The sequence below is a fragment of the Sphingobacterium tenebrionis genome, assembly GCF_037126265.1.
Classification (GTDB): Bacteria; Bacteroidota; Bacteroidia; order Sphingobacteriales; family Sphingobacteriaceae; genus Sphingobacterium; species Sphingobacterium tenebrionis.
On the sequence record NZ_JAYLLN010000033.1, the window covers coordinates 19,254 to 43,615 of the forward strand.

Sequence of the window (24,362 nt, forward strand, 5' to 3'; positions counted from 1 at the left end):
TATGGATATTAAATCCGCTATATGATAAACAAAAACCGTCAAAAGAAGTTTCTGACGGTTTTAATTATATTTTTAATGATCTTAGAATTCAGCGTTCTTAGGCGTCCTTGGGAAAGGTATCACGTCCCGAATGTTGGTCATTCCGGTAGTGAACAACACCAAACGTTCAAATCCTACACCGAAACCAGAATGCGGCACCGATCCAAAACGACGGGTATCCAAGAACCACTCCATTTCTTCCGTAGGAATACCTACTTCATTCATCCTGGTGATCAATTTCTCCAGGTTTTCCTCTCGCTGAGAACCACCAACCATTTCTCCGATTCCAGGGAACAGGATATCCATAGCACGTACGGTTTGTCTACCTTGCGCATCAACAGGGTTCTGTTTCATATAGAAAGACTTGATCTCTCTTGGATAATCGATTAAGATGACCGGTTTCTTGAAATGTTTTTCTACCAGATAACGTTCGTGCTCCGATTGTAGATCGGCACCCCATCCTTCGATCAGGTATTTGAACTGTTTCTTCTGGTTAGGCTTGCTCTTCATCAGGATATCGATCGCTTCTGTATAGGTCAAACGAACAAAATCATTCTGCACAACAAAGTTTAATTTCTCTACCAGATCCAACTCAGAACGATCTGCCTGTGGTTTAGATTTCTCTTCCTCCAATAGACGAGCTCTCAAGAATTCGATCTCCTCCGGACAGGTATCCAAGGCATATCTGATCACATATTTCAATAGATCTTCCGCCAACTGCATGTTGTCTTCCAATTCATAGAATGCCATTTCCGGTTCGATCATCCAGAACTCCGCCAAGTGACGGGTAGTGTTAGAATTCTCTGCACGGAAGGTTGGTCCGAAGGTATAGATATTTCCAAAAGCCAAAGCAGCTAATTCGCCTTCCAATTGGCCGGAAACCGTTAAGTTGGTTGATTTGCCGAAAAAGTCTTCTTTAAAATCGATGTCGCCTTGCTCTGTACGAGGTAGGTTGTTCAGATCCAAAGTCGTTACGCGGAACATCTCCCCAGCGCCTTCAGCATCCGATCCTGTAATGATCGGCGTATGCATATAAACGAAATCTCTTTCTTGAAAGAATTTATTGACAGCGAAAGCCAATGCGTTTCTCACTTTGAAGATCGCGTTGAAAGTTCCGGTACGGAAACGAAGGTGTGCAATTTCACGAAGGAATTCAAGACTGTGTTTTTTAGGTTGCAAAGGGAACTTCTCTGCATCCGAATCACCAATAATGCTGATGTCCGTCGCTTTCACTTCCACACGTTGTCCTTTTCCTTGGGATTCCACCAAAATCCCTTTTACACGAACAGCGGCACCAGTAGTGATTCTTCTCAGGATATCATCTGGGGTGTTCTCAAAATCGATTACAGCTTGGATATTATTGATGGAAGACCCGTCATTGATCGCCACAAATTGATTGTTACGAAAGGTGCGAACCCATCCCTTAACAATTACTTCTTTTCCAAACTCTTCTGATTTTAATAATTCTTTTATTCGTGTATGTTCCATTTTTTTATGAAAATATGATTATTTCTGCGGTTTAAGCTTACAAAAATAGCAATTAATAGGATTTTACCCAACCTTTTTCCAACACCTCTTTGGCGTGGTAGGTTAGGATAGAGGTTGCGCCAGCGCGTTTAAAACTCAATAAGGTTTCCAAGATCACCTGCTCGCTTAACCAACCATTAGCAATGGCTGCTTTTAACATCGCATATTCTCCGGAAACATTGTAAGCAGCGATCGGTAGATCAAAATTATCATGCAATAACTTGATCACATCCAGATAAGGTAATCCCGGTTTGACCATTAGAAAGTCTGCCCCTTCTTCCATATCCAATTGCGCTTCGATCAAGGCTTCCTTGCTGTTGGCTGGATTCATCTGATAGGTCTTTTTATCACCTTTTTTAGGTGCAGAACCTAGGGCATCCCTAAAAGGACCATAATAAGCAGAAGCATATTTCGCGGTATAAGACATCAAGGATACATTGGTAAAACCATTTTCATCCAATACCTCACGCAAGTAGCCGATACGACCATCCATCATATCCGATGGAGCAATGATATCCGCACCTGATTCCGCATGTGCCAAAGCCATTTTACCCAATACTTCTAGGGTTTCATCGTTCAGGATCTCACCGTTCTCCACAATACCATCGTGGCCATCCGAACTATAGGGATCCATAGCAACGTCGGTTACCACACAAGCCTCCGGGAAGTTCTTCTTCACTTCCTCGATGGCCCGAAGGTACAAGGTACCTTTGCGGTAGCTTTCCGTAGCATATTTATCTTTTAAAGACTCTTCTACAGCCGGGAAAAGGTCAAATACTTTTAACCCAAGCTTCATGCAGCTTTCCACTTCGCGTAAAAGGTTATCCACCGAATACCGGTAGATGCCCGGCATGGAGGATACTTCTACTTTCTGGTTTTCGCCATCAACAATAAATAATGGGAATATAAGATTCTGTGCATGTAGGTGGTTCTCTTGAACCATATCGCGTATTACAGCCGATTTCCTGTTTCTTCTAGGACGATGTAACATGATGTTTTGTTTATTAATAATCTAATCCGAAAATTGCTTCCGCCAAACCGATTTCATCTGGGGTAAATGGAAGCGTGTATTTTAAGCCCAATTTCTCGATAGCAGCTGCGGTAGAATGGCCGATACAGATGATCTTCTGATCCGGATCTGCCAAGTTTTCGCGGAAATAGGCTTCCACATTGCTTGGGCTAGTGAAAATCATCACCTCCGCATTGGTCTTGTTCACCTCTTCTTCAATGACAGTTTCATAGATTGGCATATCGATCACCTTGGTTTCTGGAGTCAAGGCCTTTTGGATGGTCATGTACGATCCTTCAGCGCGAGGGATCAATACCGTCTGTCCATCCACCAATTTTGCAAATTCCTTCGCGATATCTTCGGTTTCAATACCTAGGTTATCACCAGAGAAGTCTGCAATGCGGTTGTACTTTCTCAACGTATCCTCAGATCCTCTGCCCAAAACGGCAATCTTGGTTTTTTTCAAAATCCAAGGCTCCAATTTAAAGAAATGTTCAATCGCATTCTTGCTGTTGAAGAAAATCCAATCAGCGCGTTTAAGTATAAAAGAATCCAATTTATTGATGGTTGGGAAAATACGGATCAACGATCGATCATCGATCTGGATCTCGTGTTTTTTAAGGAACCTTCCCAAATAGGAGTTTTCTGCCAGATCGCGGGTGATGAATACCGAAGATGGAAGTTTTCTATCCTTGCTGTATTTGGCAAAGATCTTTTCCGCCATCCCTTCAGTGCTTTCTGCCTGCAGGAACACACGGTCTGGAAAGTCCTCATTCGTATCTGCAATGGAGGTCCAAGATTGGTACATGCCATCTTTTTTACGGCAATAAGAACCTAGTGGAGCGTGGCATCCGGCATCGAACATGTTCAATACCTTGCGTTCTACCGCAATAGTCTCCGCCACTTCCTTATTGTGGATTCCCTGAAGGATATCAAATAATTCGGTATCTGATTCGCGGATCTGAATCGCCAGAACACCTTGAGCAGGAGCAGGGATCAACTCCACCGGAGGGATCTCTTCCAAATGGAAATCCGAAAGATCCATATTGATCCGGGCAATCCCGGCTTTTGCCAACATAATGGCATCATATTTCTCATCCCTTAATTTCTGAACCCTAGTCTGCAGGTTTCCACGAAGGTCATCGAATTCTAGGTCTGGTCTTAAGGAAAGTAATTGTGCTTTTCTACGGTTGGAAGATGTACCAATGGTGGCATTGTGCTTTAGGGATAGGCGTTTGCTGATATCCACACAATCCTTATGTACAATCAGTAGTTCTGCAGGGTCTTCCCGTTCCGAAACGGCTGCAATAATTAACCCTGGAGGGTTTACGGTAGGTAAATCTTTGTGAGAATGCACCGCGAGGTCAATACCTCCGGACAACAGTTCCTCTTCCAATTCTTTGGTAAAGAAACCTTTGCCTTCTAATTTATCCAATCGGAGATGTTGGATGATATCTCCTTGTGTTTTGATGATTTTTAACTCGGCCTGTACCCCAATGTCAGCCAATCGATCCTTGACAAAGTTTGCTTGCCATAAGGCCAATTCACTGCCCCGGGTACCGATGATAAGTTTTCTGTTCACGTTCAAAGATTTACATATGAATAATTCGCTGGCAAAGTTAAGGAAATAGCCAATCAATTCTGCCTTTTTATTGTCAGAATGCGAATATTTAAAATAGCGTTAAGGAATTAGTTGCTCTCAGATTCCGCAGATTTCACGAGAATCTCTTTTGCCATCACCATGGGAACTTTGATGTATTTCTTTTCCATGTAATTGATGACTTTGTTGAGCACTTCGCGGGCCTGAGGATCAAGCTGTTCCATTTCATTGGCAAAAACCTCGGTCATGGCCAATTCACGAATCGCTTTGATTTGCTCTGGAACTTCTTTCATGGCAACTTCTACACGACGTTGCTTTAAGATCGGAAGGAATTCTTTGATGTTTTGGTCGATGATCTTCTCGGCACTCTCCAATTCCGCATAGCGCTCTTGAATGTTTTTCTCCGCAATCTGTTGCAAACTGCTCACCTCAATGTATTGGATCGGGTGTTTTGCAATGATTTCCGCATCGATATCATTCGGAATTGCCAAATCGATAATCACTTTTTTATCATCTTCACCATTCAATAGGGATTGATAAAGGTCTTCATAGATGATCGCCTCAGGAGCTCCTGTACAGGTAATCATCAAATCGAACCCTTTCTTGTAATTTTTCAATTCCGATAGCGGGTAAACAGGCGCGTTCAATTCTTCTGCAAGTGCTGCAGCGTTTTCAACGGTTCTGTTGAAGATGGTAAAATTGCTGTATTTATGTTTCTTCAGGTATTTGGCCAAGTTTTGGTTGGTTTCGCCCGAACCAATAACCAATATCCTAGGGTTGTCGTTTAATTTTACTTCACGAAGCTTACGGTAAGCCAAAGAAACCACGGAGATGGGGTTGCGTGAAATATTGGTGAAGGTATAGACCTCTTTTGCCGTTTTAACCAGGCGGTCCATCATCAAGCGTAAGAAATCGCCAGTGAAGCCTGCTGCTTTACAACGATCGTAAGCACGGCGGATCTGGGCAAGGATTTCTTTTTCTCCGACCACTAGACTCTCCATGGAGCAAGAGGTACGGAAAAGATGTTGAAGGGCTTCTTGACCAGTATATCTGTTCACTTGGCTTAGGTAACATTGCATGCGCTCAGCCGGTACACAGAAATTCATCTTGTCAAGAAATTGAACTACAAAATCATCGTTCAATTCATGCGGACCATAAAACACGAATTCCACCCGGTTACAAGTACCGATGTAGAATATTTCAGGGATGTCTAAACTGTTCTTAAGGTTAATAAGGCGATTATCCAACTCCTCATTGCATATAACCAAATTCCCAAGATCTTTTAGATCGACATGTTTATGGGTAAACGCTATAACTTTTAAATTCTTCAAAGCTTAATCTTCCGCCAATAATTTTGTACTGCAAATGTAGATTAAAACCTTTGGGATATTGTCAAAAATCTGTCAATACAATGAATTTAGAACGATTATAAATAATGTTAAAAAAATGTTAAAATGTTATTTTAGAGGGTGTTATAGAAGTATTTGAAAAATAATTGTGATGACAATCATAATTTATAACGGGGAAAAGTCACCATTATTGTAGGGGTTCCAAGGAGAAAAAATCGGGATGAACGATAAAATTCATAAGGTTTTCTCATATTTGACAAAAAATAAAGATATGAATCGCTTAAACAAACCAATGGCTATTATCGGATTTATTGTTGTGTTTTTATCCGCAATTTTCTGTCCTTTCTTGAAAGCGCCCTTACAGGCGAACTGGAACTTATTTCAGGTGGATATGGGGCTGTATATGATCACTAATGGGTTATTGGGATTGGCTGTGCTGTTGTTTTTTATCCGGAAGTTACGAGCATTTCGGATAGTGGGTTTGGTGTTAGTGGGCTGGTTGGTATTGGCAATGGGCTTGGTTTATTTCCAGATCCATAATTATTTCGGTTGGAAGTTTATTGATAATATATTAGTGAAGACCCTGCATATGAAATGGGGCTGGGCGGTGATTATTGTAGGCGCGTTGATTATTGTTTTTTCCGTAGGAAAAGGATCGGTAGGAAAAGGATCAGTAGGAAAAGGAAACCCAATCGCAGAGCAAGAAGATTAAACTGTATCGTCATCGTAACTGTATCGTCATTGCGAGGAGGCACGACGAAGCAATCTTTCTCCCTACCCGTATCCCCCTTGTCCTCCTGATCGGAATCTCCATGTCATCCTGAGCGGAGTCGAAGGATCTGTTCGTATACCACCGTACAGATGCTTCGACTACGCTCAGCATGACACTACTCCACTCAGCAAGACATGATTCCCTCCCTTATCTCCTCCCAGGCCTATGCGAAATAAAATGATCCTTCAACTTATCCAACCCAATATTCTCCTCCACCTTATCCAATTCAAATAACCAAGCCTTTTCCGGCAAAACCTCCGACTGTTCCTTCGAATTAATCAAATCCAACGGTTTCACCTTCACTGTTTTCTCAATTGCCGATTTTCCCTCATGGCTTCTCCGAGAAGTCCGCACAATCTGAAATTCCATCGTCGGCCATTTATTGATCGCCGAAAAATTACCCGTATAAATCTGATTATACTCCCTTGCAGGAATAATATTCGCAAAAATCCCAGTTCGTTTATTTCCCGAAACCTCCTCCACAGCTACCAACAGCTCAAAAGAAGTCTCATTGACCAAGAAAAACTTCACCAATCCATCCTTCTGCTCACCAGTAAGCGCCAAATAAATCCCTTTGTCAATAAATTTAGCATTCAGATTCACCTGAACAGGTTCATCATCCTCTGCCATCCGCATATTTCCATGCACCAAAGTAATTTTATTCAACAATACCGGAATCTCAAATCCTGTATCATCCGTTACCCCCACCATCTCATTCCCTAAAAATGAGGTGATATGTCCTTCTATGGGCTCTTCTACAAATCGTACTAAATCGCCTATTTTATAATTCATCGTAAACTTTCTATTATTTCTATCAATCGATGTACATCTTCCTTGTCATTATATAGATGCAATCCTATTCGTATTCCTGTTCCTCGCGGGAAACATTTAACTCCACTCTGTAATAAATTTGGATATAAGGCCGGGTCGATCTGTATATTGATCAAGGAAGATCTGTTCGCTCTTTTGCAGATATCCAACAAAAATCCCCTTTCATCCAACAACTCATAAGCCTCATTCCGCACTTCTTCCAAATGTGCGCCAACTTCCCTTAAACCCATTCTTTCCAAAAACTTTAGCGATTGCTGCAAGGTCCCATGTGCCAACGTATCCTGGTGTCCCGGTTCAAAGAACGTTCCTAGCAACGATTTGGTTTGCCACATGGCAGCCTTCGGTCGTGGAATATCCTTCAGCATCCCATTTAGAAAATCAGCTAATCCATCACTCAGCGTAATAAAGCCATTACCAAAACCCGACAACAACCATTTATAACCCGAACAGGCTAGCGCATCTATCCCCGAAGCTTTAAAATCGAAAGGCTCCGTGCCCAAGTATTGCGTAGCATCAACTATGATCCACATCTCCGGAAAGGTCTTCTTGAGTTGTTGAATAAAACCCAGATCAATTTTTAATCCCGAAATATATTGAACCACACTAAAGACAAAAACATCCGGCCGCTGCGTTTCGATAGCCTCCAGAATCCTTTCCTCCACATTTGTGCTGACCGGAACTTCCTGAAAGCTTAATCTCCTATTGATCAAGGGATATTGCAGGGAGGGGTATTCATCCGCTAAAACCAAAAATTCAAAATCAGTGGGCAAGCTTTCTATCAGGGTGTTATAACCAAAGGAAAAATTCGGCGTTAGGAAGGTGTTTTCGCTATTCGTATTGAATAAGGTAGATATGCTGGCTTTTACTTCCGAAAGGAAATCCGCCTGCTTATCCCGTAGGTCTGTATGGATATCAAAAAACGTTTCATCCCAATTTCTTCGCCACGCAAGTGTTTCCTTAGGAATCAATCCGTTTCCGGGCGTATTGACATATAAAATCTGCTCAGAGAGGTTAAAGTGTTCTTTGAAATCCATATGGCTTTATATCTTGATGAGCTAAATCTAGCAAATATTTCTCTTGGCTGATTAATTCTGCCCCCATTCTTTGCAGATGTTGCGATGGTACCTGGCAATCGATCATCGACAAACCAAAATCTTGTGCAAGATGGACTAAGGCGACTTTGGAAGCATCGGAAACTCTGGAGAACATACTTTCTCCACAGAAAACCCGGCCTACCTGAACACCATATAATCCCCCAACCAACTTATTATCCTGCCAAACCTCTATACTATGTGCATATCCGGCCTTGTGCAGATTAATGTATGCCTGTTGCATGTCATCAACGATCCAAGTGCCCTGTTGATCTTTTCGATCCATCGTTGCACAGGCTTGAATTACCTCTGCAAAAGCTGTATCTACTGTGATTCGGAATTTGCCGGATCTTACTGTTTTCTGAAGGCTTTTTGAGATTTTTATCTTTTCAGGATAGAGCACAAATCTTTCAAAAGGCGCATACCATAATATGGGGGTGTCCTCATCATACCATGGGAAAATTCCATATTCATAAGCCAACAATAACCGATCGATGCTTAAATCGCCGCCAACGGCCAATAATCCATCTTCGTCTGCTAATGAAGGGTGAGGAAAACTGATCTGTTTTTCATCCAATCTGTAGATCATGCCTTTAAGAAGTACTATTCTTCTGGTTGGCGAGGTTCTTTGCTGATCTCGTCAAACAATTTATCCATGTGCTCCACATATTCGTTGGTGTCATCCAGGAAGAACTCCAATTGTGGAACAATGCGTGCCTGGTTTTTGATCCTTGCACCTAATTTATAGCGGATCTCGTTGGATTTGCTTTTGATGTTTTCCAGATCTGCCTTTGCTGTAGAAGTTTTAAGGAAACTTAGGTAAACGCGTGCGATGGCCAAGTCGGGTGTAACCCGAACTTTGGTCACAGTAATAAAAGCACCTGGAGCCCATGCATTACCCTCTCTCTGAAACATCTCCGCTAAATCCTGTTGGATCACTCCTGCAAATCGTTGTTGTCTTTTACTTTCTGTTGCCATGTTTATCTGTTTTTAACTGTTGTTCACGTTTTAACTGTTGTGAAAGGACGAATGTGTGTCCGTTTTACAAATATAAGATTTTTGGCCGTCATTGAGAGGAACTTTACCCGTCATTGCGAGGAACGAAGCAATCTTTACACTAATCGAAAGATTGCTTCCTCGTGCCTCCTCGCAATGACGAATTACGCAATGACGTATTTTCAAAAAAAATCCCAAAAAAAAAAGACTTGTCGTGGGCATGGTGACAAGTCTTTAATCAAAATTAGTTTATAATTGGATAGAATAATTTCTTTCAAAGTTTTAAGACATTCAGGTCTATCATTTTTTAGTTTCTTTGGGTGGTTATTAGTGTGAGTGTAAACTCACTTTTTATTTCTTTTCATCTCCCTTTACATCACAAACATAGGTCTTTAAAGACTTTACTGCAAATTGTTTTTTAAAAAAAAGTAAGTAGTTACTTAATTAATTTGGCTGTATTTTCCTTATTACTCCAAGATTGCTTTTTTCAGACAGGCTAAAATCCAAGCCATTTCTAACCCCACCACCGCCCCAAATTTGGATAAAAACCTTGCTAAAACGGAAAAGCTGTTAAAAATTGTTAAAATTTCCAGCCTAAAATCCAATTATGAAATAATTGTCAACAAAAATTTAAAAAAACATGAAGCTTCTGTAAAGAATTGAATAAACCCAACCACAACCCATCCCCAATTCCCCAACAATTCAACAGATTTTGATTCCATATTGTAAATTCTACAGATATTGGTACTTTTGTTCGAGATACCGCACACATGAAAATTTGGCAAAAAAATATCGATGTTGATTCGTTTGTCGAGTCATTTACCGTAGGGCAGGACCGTGAAATGGATATGCACCTGGCAGGTGCAGATGTATTGGGATCCCTTGCGCATACCCGAATGCTCAACAGCATCAACCTGATGACAGATGAGGATCTATCCTTGGTCCAAAAAGAACTTAAAAATATCTACCAAGAAATCCTGGATGGCAAATTCCTGATTGAAGATTCGGTCGAGGATGTGCATTCCCAAGTAGAAATGATGCTTACCCAACGGATTGGAGAAGCAGGCAAGAAAATCCATTCCGGAAGGTCAAGAAATGATCAGGTATTGGTGGATCTGAAATTATATTTCCGATCAGAGATCGAATCTATCTTTAAAAATACCGAAGCACTTTTCCAGCAGCTTATCCAATTGAGCAATCAGCATAAGCAGGTATTGATGCCAGGTTATACCCACCTACAGATTGCTATGCCTTCATCCTTTGGATTATGGTTTGGCGCTTATGCGGAAAGTTTGGTGGATGACCTTCAATTGTTAAAAGCAGCTTGGCATATCTGTAATAAGAATCCATTGGGTTCTGCCGCAGGATACGGATCATCCTTTCCATTGAACCGTACCATGACCACCAACTTATTGGGATTTGAAGACCTCAACTACAATGTGGTTTATGCACAGATGGGAAGAGGCAAGACCGAAAGGATCCTTGCCCAAGCGATGAGTTCCATTGCAGCCACACTGGCTAAATTTGCCATGGATGTTACCTTGTTCATCAACCAGAACTTCGGTTTCATTTCTTTTCCGGCCCATTTGACGACCGGATCTAGCATCATGCCGCATAAGAAGAATCCCGATGTATTTGAATTGATCCGTTCCAGATGCAATAAGATCCAGGCATTACCAAACGAAATTGCCATGATGACCAGCAACCTTCCGGTAGGTTATCACCGTGATCTCCAATTGCTGAAAGAAAACCTGTTTCCAGCATTCCAATCCCTTAATGACTGTTTGGCTATTGCAAAATACATGTTGGAGAATATCAGTATTAAAGATAATATCCTAGATGACCCTAAATACGATTACCTGTTCTCGGTAGAGGTTGTCAACAATGAGGTACTAAATGGTATCCCGTTCCGGGAAGCCTATAAAAACATAGGATTAGCGATTGAAGAAGGGAAATTCCAACCCGCGAAAGAGGTAAATCATACCCATGAGGGAAGTATAGGAAACCTTTGCAACGACCAGATCGAACGGATGTTCCAGCATGTCAAGGCTGAGTTCGGATTCGAAAAAGTAGAGAAAGCGTTAAACGAATTATTGAAAAAGGAGGCTTAAGCCTCCTTTTTTATGCTGAATTTATATCGAATCTCACTCTGAAACACCTCTCCAGGTTTTAAAAGCACTGTCGGGAAATCTTTTTGGTTAGGGCTATCCGGATAATGCTGGGCCTCAAAACAAAAGCCCCCATACCTCAAATATTTATGTCCTGATTTTCCCTGATCATCTGCCAGGAAATTTCCGGTATAGAATTGTAGGCCAGGCTCCGTAGTAAAAACCTCCAAACAAATTCCACTGTCCTTCGAATAGGCATGTGCTGCAGCCTGGCTTAAGGGTTGTTTGTTCACAAAGCAATGGTCATAACCTGTCCCGTTTATCAATTGTTCCTCTTTGGCCTCAAAATCCTGCGCGATGCTCTTTGGTTCCCTAAAATCAAAGGCAGTGCCTTCCACCGGCATAACACCACCTTCCGGAATCTGTTGATCGTTGATGGGAACAAATTCATCCGAATTTATTTGAACAATATGGTTCAATACATCGCCATTCCCTTCGCCATTCAGGTTGAAATAGGCATGATTGGTTAAGTTGATGATGGTTGTGGCATTTGTGGTTGCCCGAAATTTGATGATGATCTCATTCTCATTGCTCAGCTCATAGGATACCGAAGTCTTCAGTTCGCCTGGAAAACCCTCCTCACCATCTGCAGAGACATAATAGAAATCCACCAGTTTCTTAAAACTGACCTGCCTGTCCCATACTTTGGTATGAAAACCTTCCTTTCCGCCATGCAGACTGTTCGGACCATTGTTCAGCGCGAGGGTGAATTCCTGGTCATCAATACAGAATTTCCCTGCTGCAATACGGTTGCAGAACCGACCGATCGTAGCCCCATGATATTGTTCCTGGGCATTTACATAACCTTTTATACTGTCAAAACCTAAAACCACATCGATCAGGTTACCATACTTATCCGGTACCAATGCACTCACCAATCGGGCACCATAATCCGTTAGGGCAATCTGCATCCCTGCCCGGTTTCTCAACGTGATCAGGTGGGTGTTCTTATTGTTTATTTTGTCTTCAAAATCCTTTGCTAAGGGTAGCGGGTAAGTCGTCATGCTATTATCGGTTATTGTTTCTAAAGATAGCAAATATGCAACGCCTTAGCAACGAGAAAAGGCTTTAATATTTCTTCTGATTTTTGTAAATTGGTAAAAATCAAGTATATGAACAAACTCTACGCCTTATTCTTTCTGCTCAGTTTCCTATTGTTTCTCTTTTCCATGCTGGTGGTACCTGCCGACGCCATCGCCCGTATTCCCTTCCAAGGCGACCAATATGTTTTTCCCGAACGAAATATTGTTTGGGTTTTAGCCCTTACCGCCTTGGTATTTGCCTTGCTTTACCTTTTTACCTTTAAATTCCTGCAATCTTCCCGTTGGGGATATATGCATTTTATCTGTTTTACGTTCCTGTCCATCAACATCATCAGCTACTCCTTTCTCCAGCGGTATGCCATGGATAAAATATCCGAATTATTTACAGGTTCGATGGCGATCCTCCTCTGGATGCAGCTCATCTATCCGATTAATCTGCTGATGGGTCTCTTCCGCCGAAAATCCAACTTTTAGGTCAAGCTCCCCTTTTAAAAACGTATATTTGCAATCCAAAAGCCTATATTGGAGATGAACTGGAAACAATTAATATCAGCAAAGAGGTGGGGATATGAAGATCGGTTGCCAAGTGAACAATTTGATGCACGATCGGAATTTCAACGGGATTACGACCGTTTGATTTTTTCCTCTCCTTTTAGACGTTTACAAAATAAAACACAGGTATTTCCATTGCCAGGCGCAGTGTTTGTCCACAACAGGTTGACCCATAGTTTGGAGGTTGCCTCGGTTGGAAGGTCATTGGGACGCTTGTTCTATAACCTGCTGAAAAAGAACAACCCAAACATTGATGAAGAAGCGCCTTACCTTCAGGAGGTCGGCAATATTGTTTCTGCAGCCTGTCTATCCCACGACCTGGGAAATCCTGCATTCGGACATTCCGGCGAAGCCGCTATTTCTTCCTTTTTTACCGATGGTAAAGGGCAGAAATACCAGGAGATGCTAACGAAAGAACAATGGGCAGATATCACCCATTTTGAAGGGAATGCCAATGCCTTGCGCATCCTGACCCATCCATTTAATGGAAAGGATCCGAAAGGTTTTGCATTGACCTATACCAGCCTTGCGGCCATCGTAAAATATCCTTGTGCTGCCATTGATGGCCATATCAAAGGTTCCCATCACCGTAAAAAATACGGTTACTTCGATGCGGAAAAGGAAACCTTTGAAAAGATAGCCCAAGAGTTGGGACTGGAAAGAGACCCAGCCAATCCTCAAGGATACTTGAGGCATCCCTTGGTGTATCTGGTAGAAGCGGCGGATGATATCTGTTACAATATCATCGATCTGGAAGATGCCCATCACCTGAAGATATTGAGTTACGAAGAGGTAGAAGCCTTGTTGTTGCCTTTATGTGGAGGTGAAAACCTAAAGTCCCGTTTGGCAGATCTGGAAGATCCATCCAGTAGGGTAGCACTATTGCGCGCCAAAGCCATCAATACCTTGATCAATGCCTGCGCGGAAGTATTTGTGGACAACCAGGACCAATTCTTGGCTGGAACCTTCCAAAAACCGCTCATGGATGCATTGAATGACGATATCGTCGCCCATATGAAAACAATCTCGCAGATCTCTGTTAAGAAAATATACAATGCGGCAACTGTGGTGCAGATCGAAATTGCCGGTTTCAAGGTGATGAATGCGCTCTTAGAGGAATTTGTGCCGGCCTATCTGAAATCGAACAAATCCTTGTTCGATAAAAAATTGGTCGCCATGATCCCTTCCCAATTCCATAGTAAGGAGGAGGATACCTATTCCAAAATCCGATCTGTATTGGATTTTGTTTCCGGGATGACCGATGTGTATGCGGTAGATCTTTACAGGAAGATCAAGGGGATATCGATTGCCTCGCTGGATTAATTTGAGTATTTAGTAGATAGTATTTAGTATTTAGACAGATTACTTTATTAATTAGAAGATAAAGATGCGTACCGTTGTGATAGCAGAGAAACCCTCTGTGGCGAGGGATTTGGCCCGGGTTATGGGTGCAAAGGAAATCAAGGATGGATATATCAGTGGAAATGGATATGCCTTTACCTATGCATTTGGGCATTTGGTCCAATTATGTACCCCGCAAGCCTATGGTTTTCACAATTGGTCGGTATCCAATCTGCCTATTATTCCGGAAAACTTTGCCTTAGAAGTGAAGAAGGTCCGTAAGGATGGGAAACAGGTGGATGATGCCGGAGCCTTAAAACAGTTGAACACCATCAAATGGCTGATCGACCAAGCAGAAGAAATCATCGTGGCGACGGATGCGGGGAGGGAAGGGGAGCTGATCTTCCGGAACATCTACTATTACCTCCAATCAAATATCCCATTCAAACGTCTCTGGATCTCTTCCCAGACCGATAAAGCCATTAAGGAAGGTTTTGCCAACTTGAAGGATGGTTCCGAATACGATAGCCTTTACCAATCTGCCCGTTCTCGGTCAGAATCCGATTGGCTTATCGGTATCAATGCCACCCAAGCCCTTACTTTGGCTGCAGGAAATAAAGGCCTATTATCCTTAGGGCGGGTGCAAACACCGACCCTAGCGATGATCTGTGCCAGATACCTGGAGAATAAGGACTTTAAATCAACCGCATTCTACAAGATCCAGGCAGGTTTTGAAAAGGATGGAATCTCCTTCAAGGCCACTAGCCAGAAAATCGATAAGAAGGAAGATGCCGAGGCCAGTGTAGCCAAGCTACATGTAGGCATGGATGCCCAAGTAACGCATGTAGAGGCGAAGGAAACGAAGGAACAACCGCCCTTATTGTTCGATCTTACCTCCCTTCAGCAGGATGCAAATAAAAAATATGGTTATTCAGCTGATCAGACGCTCAGTATCGCCCAAACACTATACGAAAAGAAGGTCATCACCTATCCGCGTACCGGATCCCGCTATATTGGCGAGGATGTGTTTGAAAAGATCGAAGAATTATTTCAGCACCTGGCCGATACGGCGACAGAAAGCATTGCTGTGATCAGTAAAAACCTGATAGGAGCTAAGCTGAATAAACGATCGGTAGATGATAAGAAAGTCACTGACCACCATGCCCTGCTCGTTACGGATGAAAAACCTGCTCCTATGCCAATGGATCAGCAAAATATCTACAACATGATCGCTAAGCGGATGGTGGAGAGTTTTTCAGAGGTTTGTATCAAGGATATCACCACGGTAAACATTGATGCGGCCGGCATCGAATTGATCGCTAAAGGTACCGTGATCCGACAGTACGGTTGGCGCTTGTCTGCCGATCAGGTCGAAATCCCCGAAGAAGATAAAAATAACGATGATCAGGATAATGAAAATGCGGCTTTGCCCAAACTTTCACCGGCAGAAATCCTAGAAGTATTACAGATCGATCTTTCCGAACGCTTTACCAAGGCTAAGCCCATACATACGGAAGCTTCCCTGTTAAAGGCCATGGAAACCTCTGGAAAAGAAATCGAAGACGAAGAATTGCGTCAGGCGATGAAGGATTGTGGATTGGGTACACCTGCTACCCGTGCAGCCACCATTGAAACCCTGTTCCAACGGGACTACATCAAAAGGGACAAAAAGAAATTGATCCCAACCGAAAAGGGATTGGCGGTTTACCAATTGGTCAAGGATCGCTCTATCGCTAAAGTAACCCTGACCGGAAAATGGGAACAGAAACTGGAGGAAATGCGCGCGAATAAGGTAAGTTATGAGGTGTTCATGAAACATATCAAGGACTACACGGAGAAGATCACCAAGGAATTATTGCAGCTGCGCATTGCCATTGCCCATGAAGAACTGAAACCATTGCAGAAAGGGAAGATCAAATGTCCTAAATGTGCCAATGGCCAGATCCATCTGTTTGAGAAAGTCGCCCAATGCGATCATTATGCCCGAGGTTGTGATTTCAAGATCTGGCGTACGCTGAACGGTGTTTTCCTGGAAGAAAAGGAAATGAAGAATCTCCTGGAGAAGGGAAAAACATCGGTGCTAAAAGGCGTGAAAAACCAACAAGGACAGCTTCAGGACGCCGCTCTTCTGTTCGAGAACTTCAAAGTAAATATCGCTTAGTAAGCCAAATAATACAAGCTCTTTTCACTACCTTAGGGATATGGAGAAAATCTATGTCTTTTCTGGTTTGGGGGCAGACCGTCGGGTATTTGCCAAATTGGATCTTTCGGGATTTGAAGTGGTCTATGTCGATTGGCTGAAGCCAAGAACTTCCGAAGCTTTTGAAAGTTATGTATTTCGCTTGGCCGACCATTATCAGATCCCCAAACAAGGAGCGCTCGTTCTTGGACTATCCTTTGGCGGCATGTGCGTTTCTGAATTGGCAAAATATTACGATTTCAAAAAAACGGTATTGATCTCTTCCGCCAAAACAAAGGATGAACTGCCCAAACTATTGGGTATTTCTAAATGGCTTTCCCTTCATAAACTCTTGCCCGATGCCCCAAGCAGTAAAGCATCCATGAAAGTGCTGACCTGGCTATTTGGTGTCAAGGATGAAGCTGATCAGGAATTTTTCAAGGAGATCATTCAGGATACGGATCCGGAATTCCTGAAATGGGCAATCGATAAGATCGTTCATTGGGAGAATAAACAGGTGCCAGTGAACTGCTTACACCTGCATGGCGATAAGGACCATCTTCTTCCCATTCAACATGTGGATTACAGCATCCGGATAAAAGGAGGGGGGCATTTCATGGTCTGGAACAAAGCAGCCGAACTTTCCTTCCCAATCAAGAATTTTTTGAACTAGTATACATCATTTCCCTTACCTTTGCTGCCTATGGCGACAAAACTGTATAATCCATTCTTGTATTTTAAATTTGACCCGAATACCTGTTTTTTATCCGGTAAAACCCTTACATCTGCTGATGAGCGGATCCAGGTTTTTCCGGTCTGGATGATGCAGGCTTTCCAATTGGAAGACCAACCCTTCAAGATGCTGGATGAGAGCATGCGTACCTATAAGCAATTGCAGCTGCCCTGCTCGGCAGAAGTGGCAGAGACCATTTCCCAACTGGAAAATAAGGTCCAAAAAGCTGCGGAGATCGGATATGAGGCCATGAAGGACCTTAGCCAATTGGAATTGTTCCAATGGATTTCAAAAATCCTTTACGGCGTTGTGTTCAATGAGATCCAGGCAGGTATTAAACAGGCCGTACTTTCGGGCGAAGAAATGAACTTCTCCCAGGCGCTAGTCCAAAAATTCCGGAACCTGCATGCCATGTTGCAGTCTCTGATTGTTCCCATGGAATTTGAACATAAAAACCCTTTTACCATTGAAGTGTTTCCGGTAGATAATCCGGAGAATACCTTTATGTATAGGGATGAGATCAACACCTTGATCTTTTCCTTGCGTATGGGTGATTTTGGTTTGATCGCTACCCTACAGGATAATGGCACCCATGCTATCTATCATGAAGAAGCATTGGCAAAAATTAAAGGTGAAACCTTGCATCCTATTCAGTTCGAGGAAATCTGTGCCCGGTATTTCTATTCGGCCTACCTGTTCAACCGCCTTCCGGAATATACGTATATGGAAGTTCCCGATAAGGTTTTTGTAGAGCCGATGCCTTTGAACGATTGGACCATGAAGCCTATTTTTGATAATTGGCAGGTGAAGACCTACGGTCAGGTCTTGGAGAACTTTTGGAAGCCTTGGGGATTCACCCTGTTTGAGATCATCAAAAATCCGGATCAGCCCATGAGCTTTTTGACTGATGAAAACGGTGGATTTAAGAAAGATATTCAACTCCCTAAATAGAACAAAACCAGCTTATTGCTGGTTTTGTTGTATATTTATAATCATACTATGATTATGCGCTTGTTTTTTATCCCCATATTGGCTCTCCTCGTTTCTTTTGCAACTGCCCAAGAAAAAGCAAAAGTGGATACCAGCATCGTTAAGGATGTGGATCGGATCCCCGAATTTAATGGTGGATCGCGAAGTTGGCAGCAGTTCCTCACCAACAACATCAAACTAATGGATGCCATTGAAATGATGGATAGTACCCAATATGCCGATTTTGGAGCGAAGCAAACGGCCATTATGGAATTTACCGTCTGCGAAGATGGATCGGTCTGTGACGTGGATGTCATCAATAAAAATAAACTTAGTCCCGCCTTTGTGGAAGAAACCCTTCGGGTGATGAAAAAATCACCGAAATGGAAACCAGCCTTGAAAAACGATAAACCCGTAAGAACTCGGTTTAGGCAACATATTACAGCTGTATTGATCGATGATCTATAATCTTCGGACAGCATTTTTTACCTAAGACCCAATTGATTCCTTACATTTCCAGCTTCAGGAATCTTCCTGTTTCACTGTTCTTCTGTTTGATCAGGTCTTCTGGAGTTCCCTGGAATAATACCTTTCCACCTTCTTTACCACCTTCAGGTCCCATATCGATCACCCAGTCGGCCGCTTTGATCATGTCCATGTTATGCTCAATGATCATCATGGTATTTCCACGGTCCACCAGCCTGTTGATCACCCCTAACAACACATTGACATCCTCAAAGTGTAATCCAGTTGTTGGTTCATCCAAAATGTAGAAAGTTTTACCAGTATCTTTTTTCGAAAGTTCGGTCGCTAGTTTTACCCGTTGTGCCTCCCCACCGGAAAGGGTGGTAGAGGATTGCCCTAGTGTAATATAGCCTAAGCCCACATCCTGCAGGGTCTTGATCTTCCGATATATGGAAGGGATATTCTCAAAGAAGGTTACCGCTTCATCAATACTCATATCCAGAACATCAGAAATCGACTTTCCTCTATACCTTACCTCTAAGGTTTCTCGATTATAGCGCTTTCCATTACAGGTTTCACAAGGAACCTGAACATCCGGCAAGAAATTCATCTCGATGATCTTCATTCCGGCACCTTGGCAGGTTTCGCAACGCCCACCTTTTACATTGAAGGAGAATCTGCCGGGTTTATACCCACGGATTTTTGCTTCCGGAAGCTGTACATATAAAGCTCTTATATCTGAAAATACACCAGTATAGGTGGAAGGGTTGGATCGAGGCGTTCTTCCGATCGGCGATTGATCGATTTCGATCACCTTATCCACATGTTCCAAGCCTTCGATCTTGCTGTAGGGAAGTGGTTTTGCTTTTGCCCTAAAGAAATGATGGTTCAGAATCGGATATAGGGTATTGGTGATGAGGCTGGATTTTCCAGAACCAGAAACACCCGTTACCAGTACCAATTTCCCCAAGGGAATATCGATGCTCACATTCTTCAGGTTATGCCCTTTAGCGCCTTTTAAGGAAAGCGTATGGCCATTTCCTGCACGTTTTTCTTTGTTATAATGAATCTGTTTTGTACCGTTCAGGTAATCCGTGGTTAGGGTATGCGCCTTCATCAATTCCTTAGGCGTTCCTTGTGCCACTACCTTACCGCCGAATACACCGGCTGCTGGCCCCATGTCGATCACATAATCGGCATGCATGATCATATCCTTATCATGCTCCACAACAAGAACGGAATTGCCGATATCCCGAAGGTTTTTCAGGGCATTGATCAAGCGTTCATTATCGCGCTGATGGAGACCAATACTTGGCTCATCCAGGATATAAAGTACATTCACCAATTGGGAACCAATCTGGGTGGCCAGACGGATACGTTGGGCCTCCCCGCCGGAAAGGGTTTTCGAGCTGCGGTTCAAGGTCAAATAATTCAGACCTACATCCAATAGGAACCCGATACGGGTCTTGATTTCTTTGATGATCTCGGTTGCAATGATATTCTGGCGTTCCGAAAGTCTTTCTTCGATCCCATCGAACCAATGGAACAAGGCAACAATATCCATTTCTGCCAATTCCGCAATATTCTTTTGATCTACCTTAATATGTAGGGATTCCTTTTTTAATCTTGCGCCTTCGCATTCCGGACAGACCACTTGGGTTCTGAATTCCTCCAAGGATTGGTTATCATCCTGGTATTTCCCGCTCATTTCTTCCAGCATCTTGAAAATACCCTGGAACTGCACGTTATATTCCCTAGCGCCATAGGAACCATAGGAAACCGTAAGGTTCACCGGTTCTTCAGCACCGAAGAGAAGCATATCGATCGTATCTTCCTGTAATTTTTCGATGGCTGTTGATAAGGAGAAGTCATATTTTTTAGCTACTGCCTTTAATACGGCAAAAGTCCAGGACTCTTTGGAAGGTCCGAGAGGAAGAATGGCCCCTTTTTGTATACTCAGGCTGCGATCCGGAATAACGATCTTCTTATCGATTTCATAGATGTAGCCCAAACCATCGCAACGCGGGCATGCGCCATAGGGCGAATTGAAGGAAAAGGTATTCGGTTGGGGTTCATCGTAGGAGATGCCCGATTCTGCGTCCATCAAATACCTACTGAAGAACTGTTCCTTGTTTTCCTTATTGGCAATCTTGATAATCCCTTTTGCGGTTTTTAAGGCTTGTCCGATGCTGTCGAACAATCTTTTCCTGGAATTGACCTCCACCAAAATGCGGTCTACCACAATTTCGATATCGTGTATCTTATAGCGGTCCACCTGCATTTTAGGGGCGATATCCAATATCTCTCCGTCCACACGCACTTTGGTATAGCCTTGTTTGCGGATCTGTTCGAACAGTTCGCGGTAATGACCTTTACGGCCTTTTACCACGGGGGCCAGGATATAGATCCCTTCGCTTTCAAATTCTTTTAGGATCCTATCGGTGATCTCATCATCCGACATGCGTTCCATCTTCTTGCCGGATACGTAGGAAAAAGCTTCCCCGATACGGGCATAGAGCAGACGCAGGAAATCATAGATTTCCGTGATGGTTCCAACGGTAGATCTCGGGTTCTTGGAGGTGGTCTTCTGCTCGATGGAGATCACGGGGCTCAGGCCCGAGATTTTGTCCACATCCGGGCGTTCCATACCACCAAGGAATTGGCGGCTATAGGCCGAGAAGGTCTCCATGTACCGGCGCTGACCTTCGGCATAGATCGTGTCAAATGCCAGGGAAGATTTTCCACTTCCGCTTAAGCCAGTTACGACTACCAGTTGGTTTCTAGGAAAAGATACGTCTATGTTTTTCAGATTATGAACTCGAGCTCCAAATACTTCTACCTCACTTTGGTCACCAAGATCAATTGTTTTTTGTTGGGCCATCAAACTAATTTTTGCAAATGCAAAGTTACTGATTTTTATTACCTTTAATTAACAAATTTGATATTTTGAAGAAGCTGGACGTAAGTAAGAATGAGCGGGAAATCATCGAAGATGCGCTTAAACATTGGGAAGATCAGGCCTTGCTGCCTGGTGAGAAAGTGGCAGAGCTGAAAGGCAATTTGGATGATAAGGGTTTTGAGTGGGGCGTACTTGCGCGATATGCCATGTGGATCGCTTTAGCGTCCTTAATCCTGGCGGTTGTATCCATGTTTTCCGATAATTACCTGGAGACCTTGGTGCAGCAGTTTTACGACACCCCGAATGTGGTGTTCTGTCTGTTTTTTGCCGCCTTGGCGGTGATGTTCTACCTCTGGGGCTTCCGGAATAAAAAGAAATATCCCGATAAGACTTTTTCCAATGAGACCATGATGTTGGCCGGATCTTTTTCCACCGCCGCCAGTATCGGTTTCCTCGGGCAGATCCTTGACCGTACTGAAAACCACTATACGATTCTATTTCTGTTATCCATTGTTATTTATGCCGTCCTTTCGGTAAAACTGAGTTCCAAGTTGATCTGGGTGTTTACCTTGGTGGCTTTGGGGATATGGTTCGCCACAGAAACGGCCTATCATAGTAATTGGGGCTTTAAATTCTGGGGTATGAATTACCCGCTGCGGTTTACCATTTTCGGAATATTGTTGACAGCCTTCGCCTATTTTATCCAACCGCGTATCAAGAAGTTGGTCTACTTTCAATCCACCTCTTTTGTGGTTGGTCTTTTGTATACCATGATCGCCCTGTGGTTGCTTTCCATCTTCGGAAACTTCAGCGATTATGAACAATGGTTGAAGGTACGACAGTTCCAGATCTTTTATTGGGGATTATTGGGAATCGGTCTATCCCTCGCATTGGCCATCTATGGCATGAAAACTAAAGACCATGCTGCCAGGGATATCGGTTTTGTATTCTTCATCCTGAACCTATACACCCGTTTCGTTGAATACCTCTGGGATAACATCAACCGTACTATTTTCTTTCTCTTGATCGCTGTTTCCTTCTGGTTTGTTGGCCGCTGGGCAGAGAAGGTTTGGAAGGATGGGAGATTTTAGATTATAGATGTTAGATGTTAGATTTTAGATTATAGATATTAGATAGTCTGCAATTAACATCGTCATTGCGAGGAGGCACGACGAAGCAATCTTTCGATATGTGTGAAGATTGCTTCGTTCCTCGCAATGACGTATACCCCTCGCAAGGACGATAAGTTCCATGAATGGATTTGACGCTACATCAATTTTGTTATGAAAAAAACTGTAGCTAGAAAGTGTTATCACTTTTGTTCCATAACTCTGTATTTAGGTATAAATTCTCTTTCCCATTTTTCTAACTTATTATTTTTGAACGTAAATAAATAAACTTCTTCATCATTTGGGAATCCTCTATATGATATTATTTCAAGCGTGTCTTGGTTGACAATTTCTTTTTTAGAAATAACATACTTTTTGCCTAATAGATCCGAAACTTGTTCAATGTTCATGCCCAATGAGAGCTTGTTCATATTTTGATTCTTCATATATGCCAGATTAGTGCTAATACAAGATGATAGAAATCCAACAAGTAAAAGGCTTACAGAAAGAAGGTAAAGGGAGGTTTTTGTTTTGATCATAACTTAATTGTTAAAATTTATGGTATAGTCAATAATTTGATTTTTATGCTTGTAAGAACGTAGTTCATAATATATAGGTTCACCCATAAATGCTGAAAATTGTTGTTAATATCATGGTATTTTTGACTATTTGACTGCTTATTTTCGTACAGGTTTAATCCTTGTTTGGGACTCAGGTTTAAAATATTCAGATAACTATAAGCAATTTCAAAATTCATATTATTATTTAGATTGGTGGAAGGCACATATCCGTTATCAACACTGGGGCGTATAATAGTTGTATCGATCAAGTTTCATAGGAAAAGGATATTTGCAATATTAGGAATGGATAATATAACAGATGTTATTATCCAAAATTTACAAAAAAAATTATTTTTAATAACATCCCAAATAATAGAAAAAGAAGGTGACTTTTTAGACACCTCTATTGACTTTTCATTTCCTCTCCTTTAAAACACGGATTTTTTTAAATAACTTCTTTTAAAAATCCTGCCACATATTCTCCGGGTCGTATGGAACTCGATTTAGTCCTATATCGTCCCAAGATTTATACTTATAATTCCTGCTAATAGAAATATAGTAAGACCATCTCCAAAAACATAACGGATTGATTTTATAAAGACGAAAGACTTGTTTGTCTGCATCGGAAGGATTTGTTTCTTCTATGAAACGATTTATTGACCAGTTAGTCAAATAAGGATCCTTAAATTCAAATGACTCCTCTCGTGTAAAGGATGCATTCGAATTAGAATATCTAAAAGGATCATTTCCATCTATCATCAATAAAATGTTCTTGTTGATTATTGGTAAGTTTACAATGATGACAACGATTGCTAGGGTTACAAAAATAAATTTCCATTTCATAGTTTGTTCTAATTGGTCTTGGATCAATTACGAGATTCCTCTCCGATTCCACTGGCTACAGCGTTTTTTGTTTGAGTCAAAGACTCGGACTATTGGATAGAAGCACTTTGAATTTTATGTTTGCCATAAAAAACCCCGCCATTTTTTAATGACGGGGTTATTTCTTTAAGACATCTTTTTTAGATTCTGTGTTAATATACAAGTCAATTTTATCTTTTTTTTGTAATTTCGGGTTTTAGGCGGTCTATTGCCAGCCTGTTTAGGGTAGCCGTTTTTGGCCGCCCTAA

Annotated in this window: 20 protein-coding genes; 9 read left to right on the forward strand and 11 right to left on the reverse strand. The window is 42.2% G+C overall.

Translation table 11 applies throughout. From position 1 onward, the window contains the following. Positions 1-81: 81 nt before the first annotated feature. The 4 genes from asnS to hemA form a co-directional block, all read right to left on the reverse strand. Entirely contained in the window at positions 82-1,527 is a 1,446-nt protein-coding gene (gene asnS, locus VJ786_RS12690) for an asparagine--tRNA ligase (RefSeq protein WP_336557807.1), read from the reverse strand. Positions 1,528-1,579: 52 nt separating this feature from the next. Next, on the reverse strand, positions 1,580-2,557 hold the full coding sequence (hemB, locus tag VJ786_RS12695; protein ID WP_336557808.1) for a porphobilinogen synthase: 978 nt from the start codon (positions 2,555-2,557) through the stop codon (positions 1,580-1,582). Positions 2,558-2,570: 13 nt separating this feature from the next. Next, positions 2,571-4,157: a hydroxymethylbilane synthase gene (hemC, locus tag VJ786_RS12700; RefSeq protein WP_099367091.1), complete on the reverse strand. Its 1,587-nt coding sequence runs from the start codon at positions 4,155-4,157 to the stop codon at positions 2,571-2,573. A gap of 107 nt (positions 4,158-4,264) precedes the next feature. After that, complete coding sequence (gene hemA / locus VJ786_RS12705; protein ID WP_336557809.1) at positions 4,265-5,506, reverse strand: glutamyl-tRNA reductase; 1,242 nt, start codon at positions 5,504-5,506, stop codon at positions 4,265-4,267. Between the two features lie 289 nt (positions 5,507-5,795). Between hemA and VJ786_RS12710 the strand changes: the two genes are divergently transcribed. Continuing rightward, on the forward strand, positions 5,796-6,236 hold the full coding sequence (locus VJ786_RS12710) for a hypothetical protein (protein ID WP_336557810.1): 441 nt from the start codon (positions 5,796-5,798) through the stop codon (positions 6,234-6,236). A 207-nt stretch (positions 6,237-6,443) separates the two neighbouring features. Here the strand turns inward: VJ786_RS12710 and VJ786_RS12715 are convergent, their stop codons facing one another. From VJ786_RS12715 to rbfA, 4 genes are read right to left on the reverse strand one after another with little or no spacing between them, the layout of a single operon-like run. Next, the gene (locus VJ786_RS12715) at positions 6,444-7,088 is read right to left on the reverse strand and encodes a DUF8465 domain-containing protein (RefSeq protein WP_134776336.1); all 645 of its coding nucleotides are present in this window, start codon (positions 7,086-7,088) and stop codon (positions 6,444-6,446) included. Continuing rightward, positions 7,085-8,161: an aminotransferase class V-fold PLP-dependent enzyme gene (locus tag VJ786_RS12720; RefSeq protein WP_336557811.1), complete on the reverse strand. Its 1,077-nt coding sequence runs from the start codon at positions 8,159-8,161 to the stop codon at positions 7,085-7,087. The genes VJ786_RS12715 and VJ786_RS12720 overlap by 4 nt, the downstream gene beginning before the upstream one ends. Next, positions 8,139-8,807, reverse strand: a complete 669-nt coding sequence (gene aat, locus VJ786_RS12725; protein ID WP_336557812.1) for a leucyl/phenylalanyl-tRNA--protein transferase — start codon at positions 8,805-8,807, stop codon at positions 8,139-8,141. Before aat ends, VJ786_RS12720 begins: the two co-directional genes overlap by 23 nt. Before the next feature lie 14 nt (positions 8,808-8,821). Then, positions 8,822-9,196, reverse strand: coding sequence for a 30S ribosome-binding factor RbfA (gene rbfA, locus VJ786_RS12730; RefSeq protein ID WP_099367090.1), 375 nt, complete (start codon positions 9,194-9,196; stop codon positions 8,822-8,824). 788 nt (positions 9,197-9,984) lie between these two features. Between rbfA and argH the strand changes: the two genes are divergently transcribed. After that, positions 9,985-11,325, forward strand: coding sequence for an argininosuccinate lyase (gene argH / locus VJ786_RS12735; RefSeq protein ID WP_336557813.1), 1,341 nt, complete (start codon positions 9,985-9,987; stop codon positions 11,323-11,325). Here the strand turns inward: argH and VJ786_RS12740 are convergent. Beyond that, entirely contained in the window at positions 11,322-12,386 is a 1,065-nt protein-coding gene (locus VJ786_RS12740; RefSeq protein WP_336557814.1) for an aldose epimerase family protein, read from the reverse strand. The genes argH and VJ786_RS12740 overlap by 4 nt on opposite strands. Positions 12,387-12,494: 108 nt before the next feature. Between VJ786_RS12740 and VJ786_RS12745 the strand changes: the two genes are divergently transcribed. The 6 genes from VJ786_RS12745 to VJ786_RS12770 all read left to right on the forward strand — a co-directional run bounded on the left by VJ786_RS12745 (position 12,495) and on the right by VJ786_RS12770 (position 18,667). Beyond that, positions 12,495-12,899, forward strand: a complete 405-nt coding sequence (locus VJ786_RS12745) for a hypothetical protein (protein WP_134776331.1) — start codon at positions 12,495-12,497, stop codon at positions 12,897-12,899. 54 nt (positions 12,900-12,953) lie between these two features. Then, the gene (locus VJ786_RS12750; RefSeq protein ID WP_336557815.1) at positions 12,954-14,300 is read left to right on the forward strand and encodes a deoxyguanosinetriphosphate triphosphohydrolase; all 1,347 of its coding nucleotides are present in this window, start codon (positions 12,954-12,956) and stop codon (positions 14,298-14,300) included. 64 nt (positions 14,301-14,364) lie between these two features. Further along, a complete protein-coding gene (locus tag VJ786_RS12755; protein ID WP_336557816.1) occupies positions 14,365-16,479 on the forward strand; it encodes a type IA DNA topoisomerase in 2,115 nt (704 codons plus the stop codon). Positions 16,480-16,519: 40 nt separating this feature from the next. After that, positions 16,520-17,170: an alpha/beta fold hydrolase gene (locus VJ786_RS12760; RefSeq protein ID WP_336557817.1), complete on the forward strand. Its 651-nt coding sequence runs from the start codon at positions 16,520-16,522 to the stop codon at positions 17,168-17,170. A 30-nt stretch (positions 17,171-17,200) separates the two neighbouring features. Then, entirely contained in the window at positions 17,201-18,181 is a 981-nt protein-coding gene (locus VJ786_RS12765) for a hypothetical protein (protein WP_134776327.1), read from the forward strand. A gap of 54 nt (positions 18,182-18,235) precedes the next feature. Beyond that, entirely contained in the window at positions 18,236-18,667 is a 432-nt protein-coding gene (locus VJ786_RS12770) for an energy transducer TonB (protein WP_336557818.1), read from the forward strand. Between the two features lie 40 nt (positions 18,668-18,707). On the opposite strand, the gene uvrA is transcribed toward VJ786_RS12770, so the two are convergent. Next, positions 18,708-21,545, reverse strand: coding sequence for an excinuclease ABC subunit UvrA (gene uvrA, locus VJ786_RS12775; RefSeq protein WP_336557819.1), 2,838 nt, complete (start codon positions 21,543-21,545; stop codon positions 18,708-18,710). Between the two features lie 65 nt (positions 21,546-21,610). On the opposite strand from uvrA, the gene VJ786_RS12780 reads away from it, so the two are divergent. Further along, positions 21,611-22,654, forward strand: a complete 1,044-nt coding sequence (locus VJ786_RS12780) for a DUF2157 domain-containing protein (protein ID WP_336557820.1) — start codon at positions 21,611-21,613, stop codon at positions 22,652-22,654. 221 nt (positions 22,655-22,875) lie between these two features. Here VJ786_RS12780 and VJ786_RS12785 read toward each other — a convergent pair whose 3' ends face one another. Continuing rightward, positions 22,876-23,211, reverse strand: a complete 336-nt coding sequence (locus tag VJ786_RS12785) for a hypothetical protein (protein WP_134776324.1) — start codon at positions 23,209-23,211, stop codon at positions 22,876-22,878. Positions 23,212-24,362 lie beyond the last annotated feature (1,151 nt).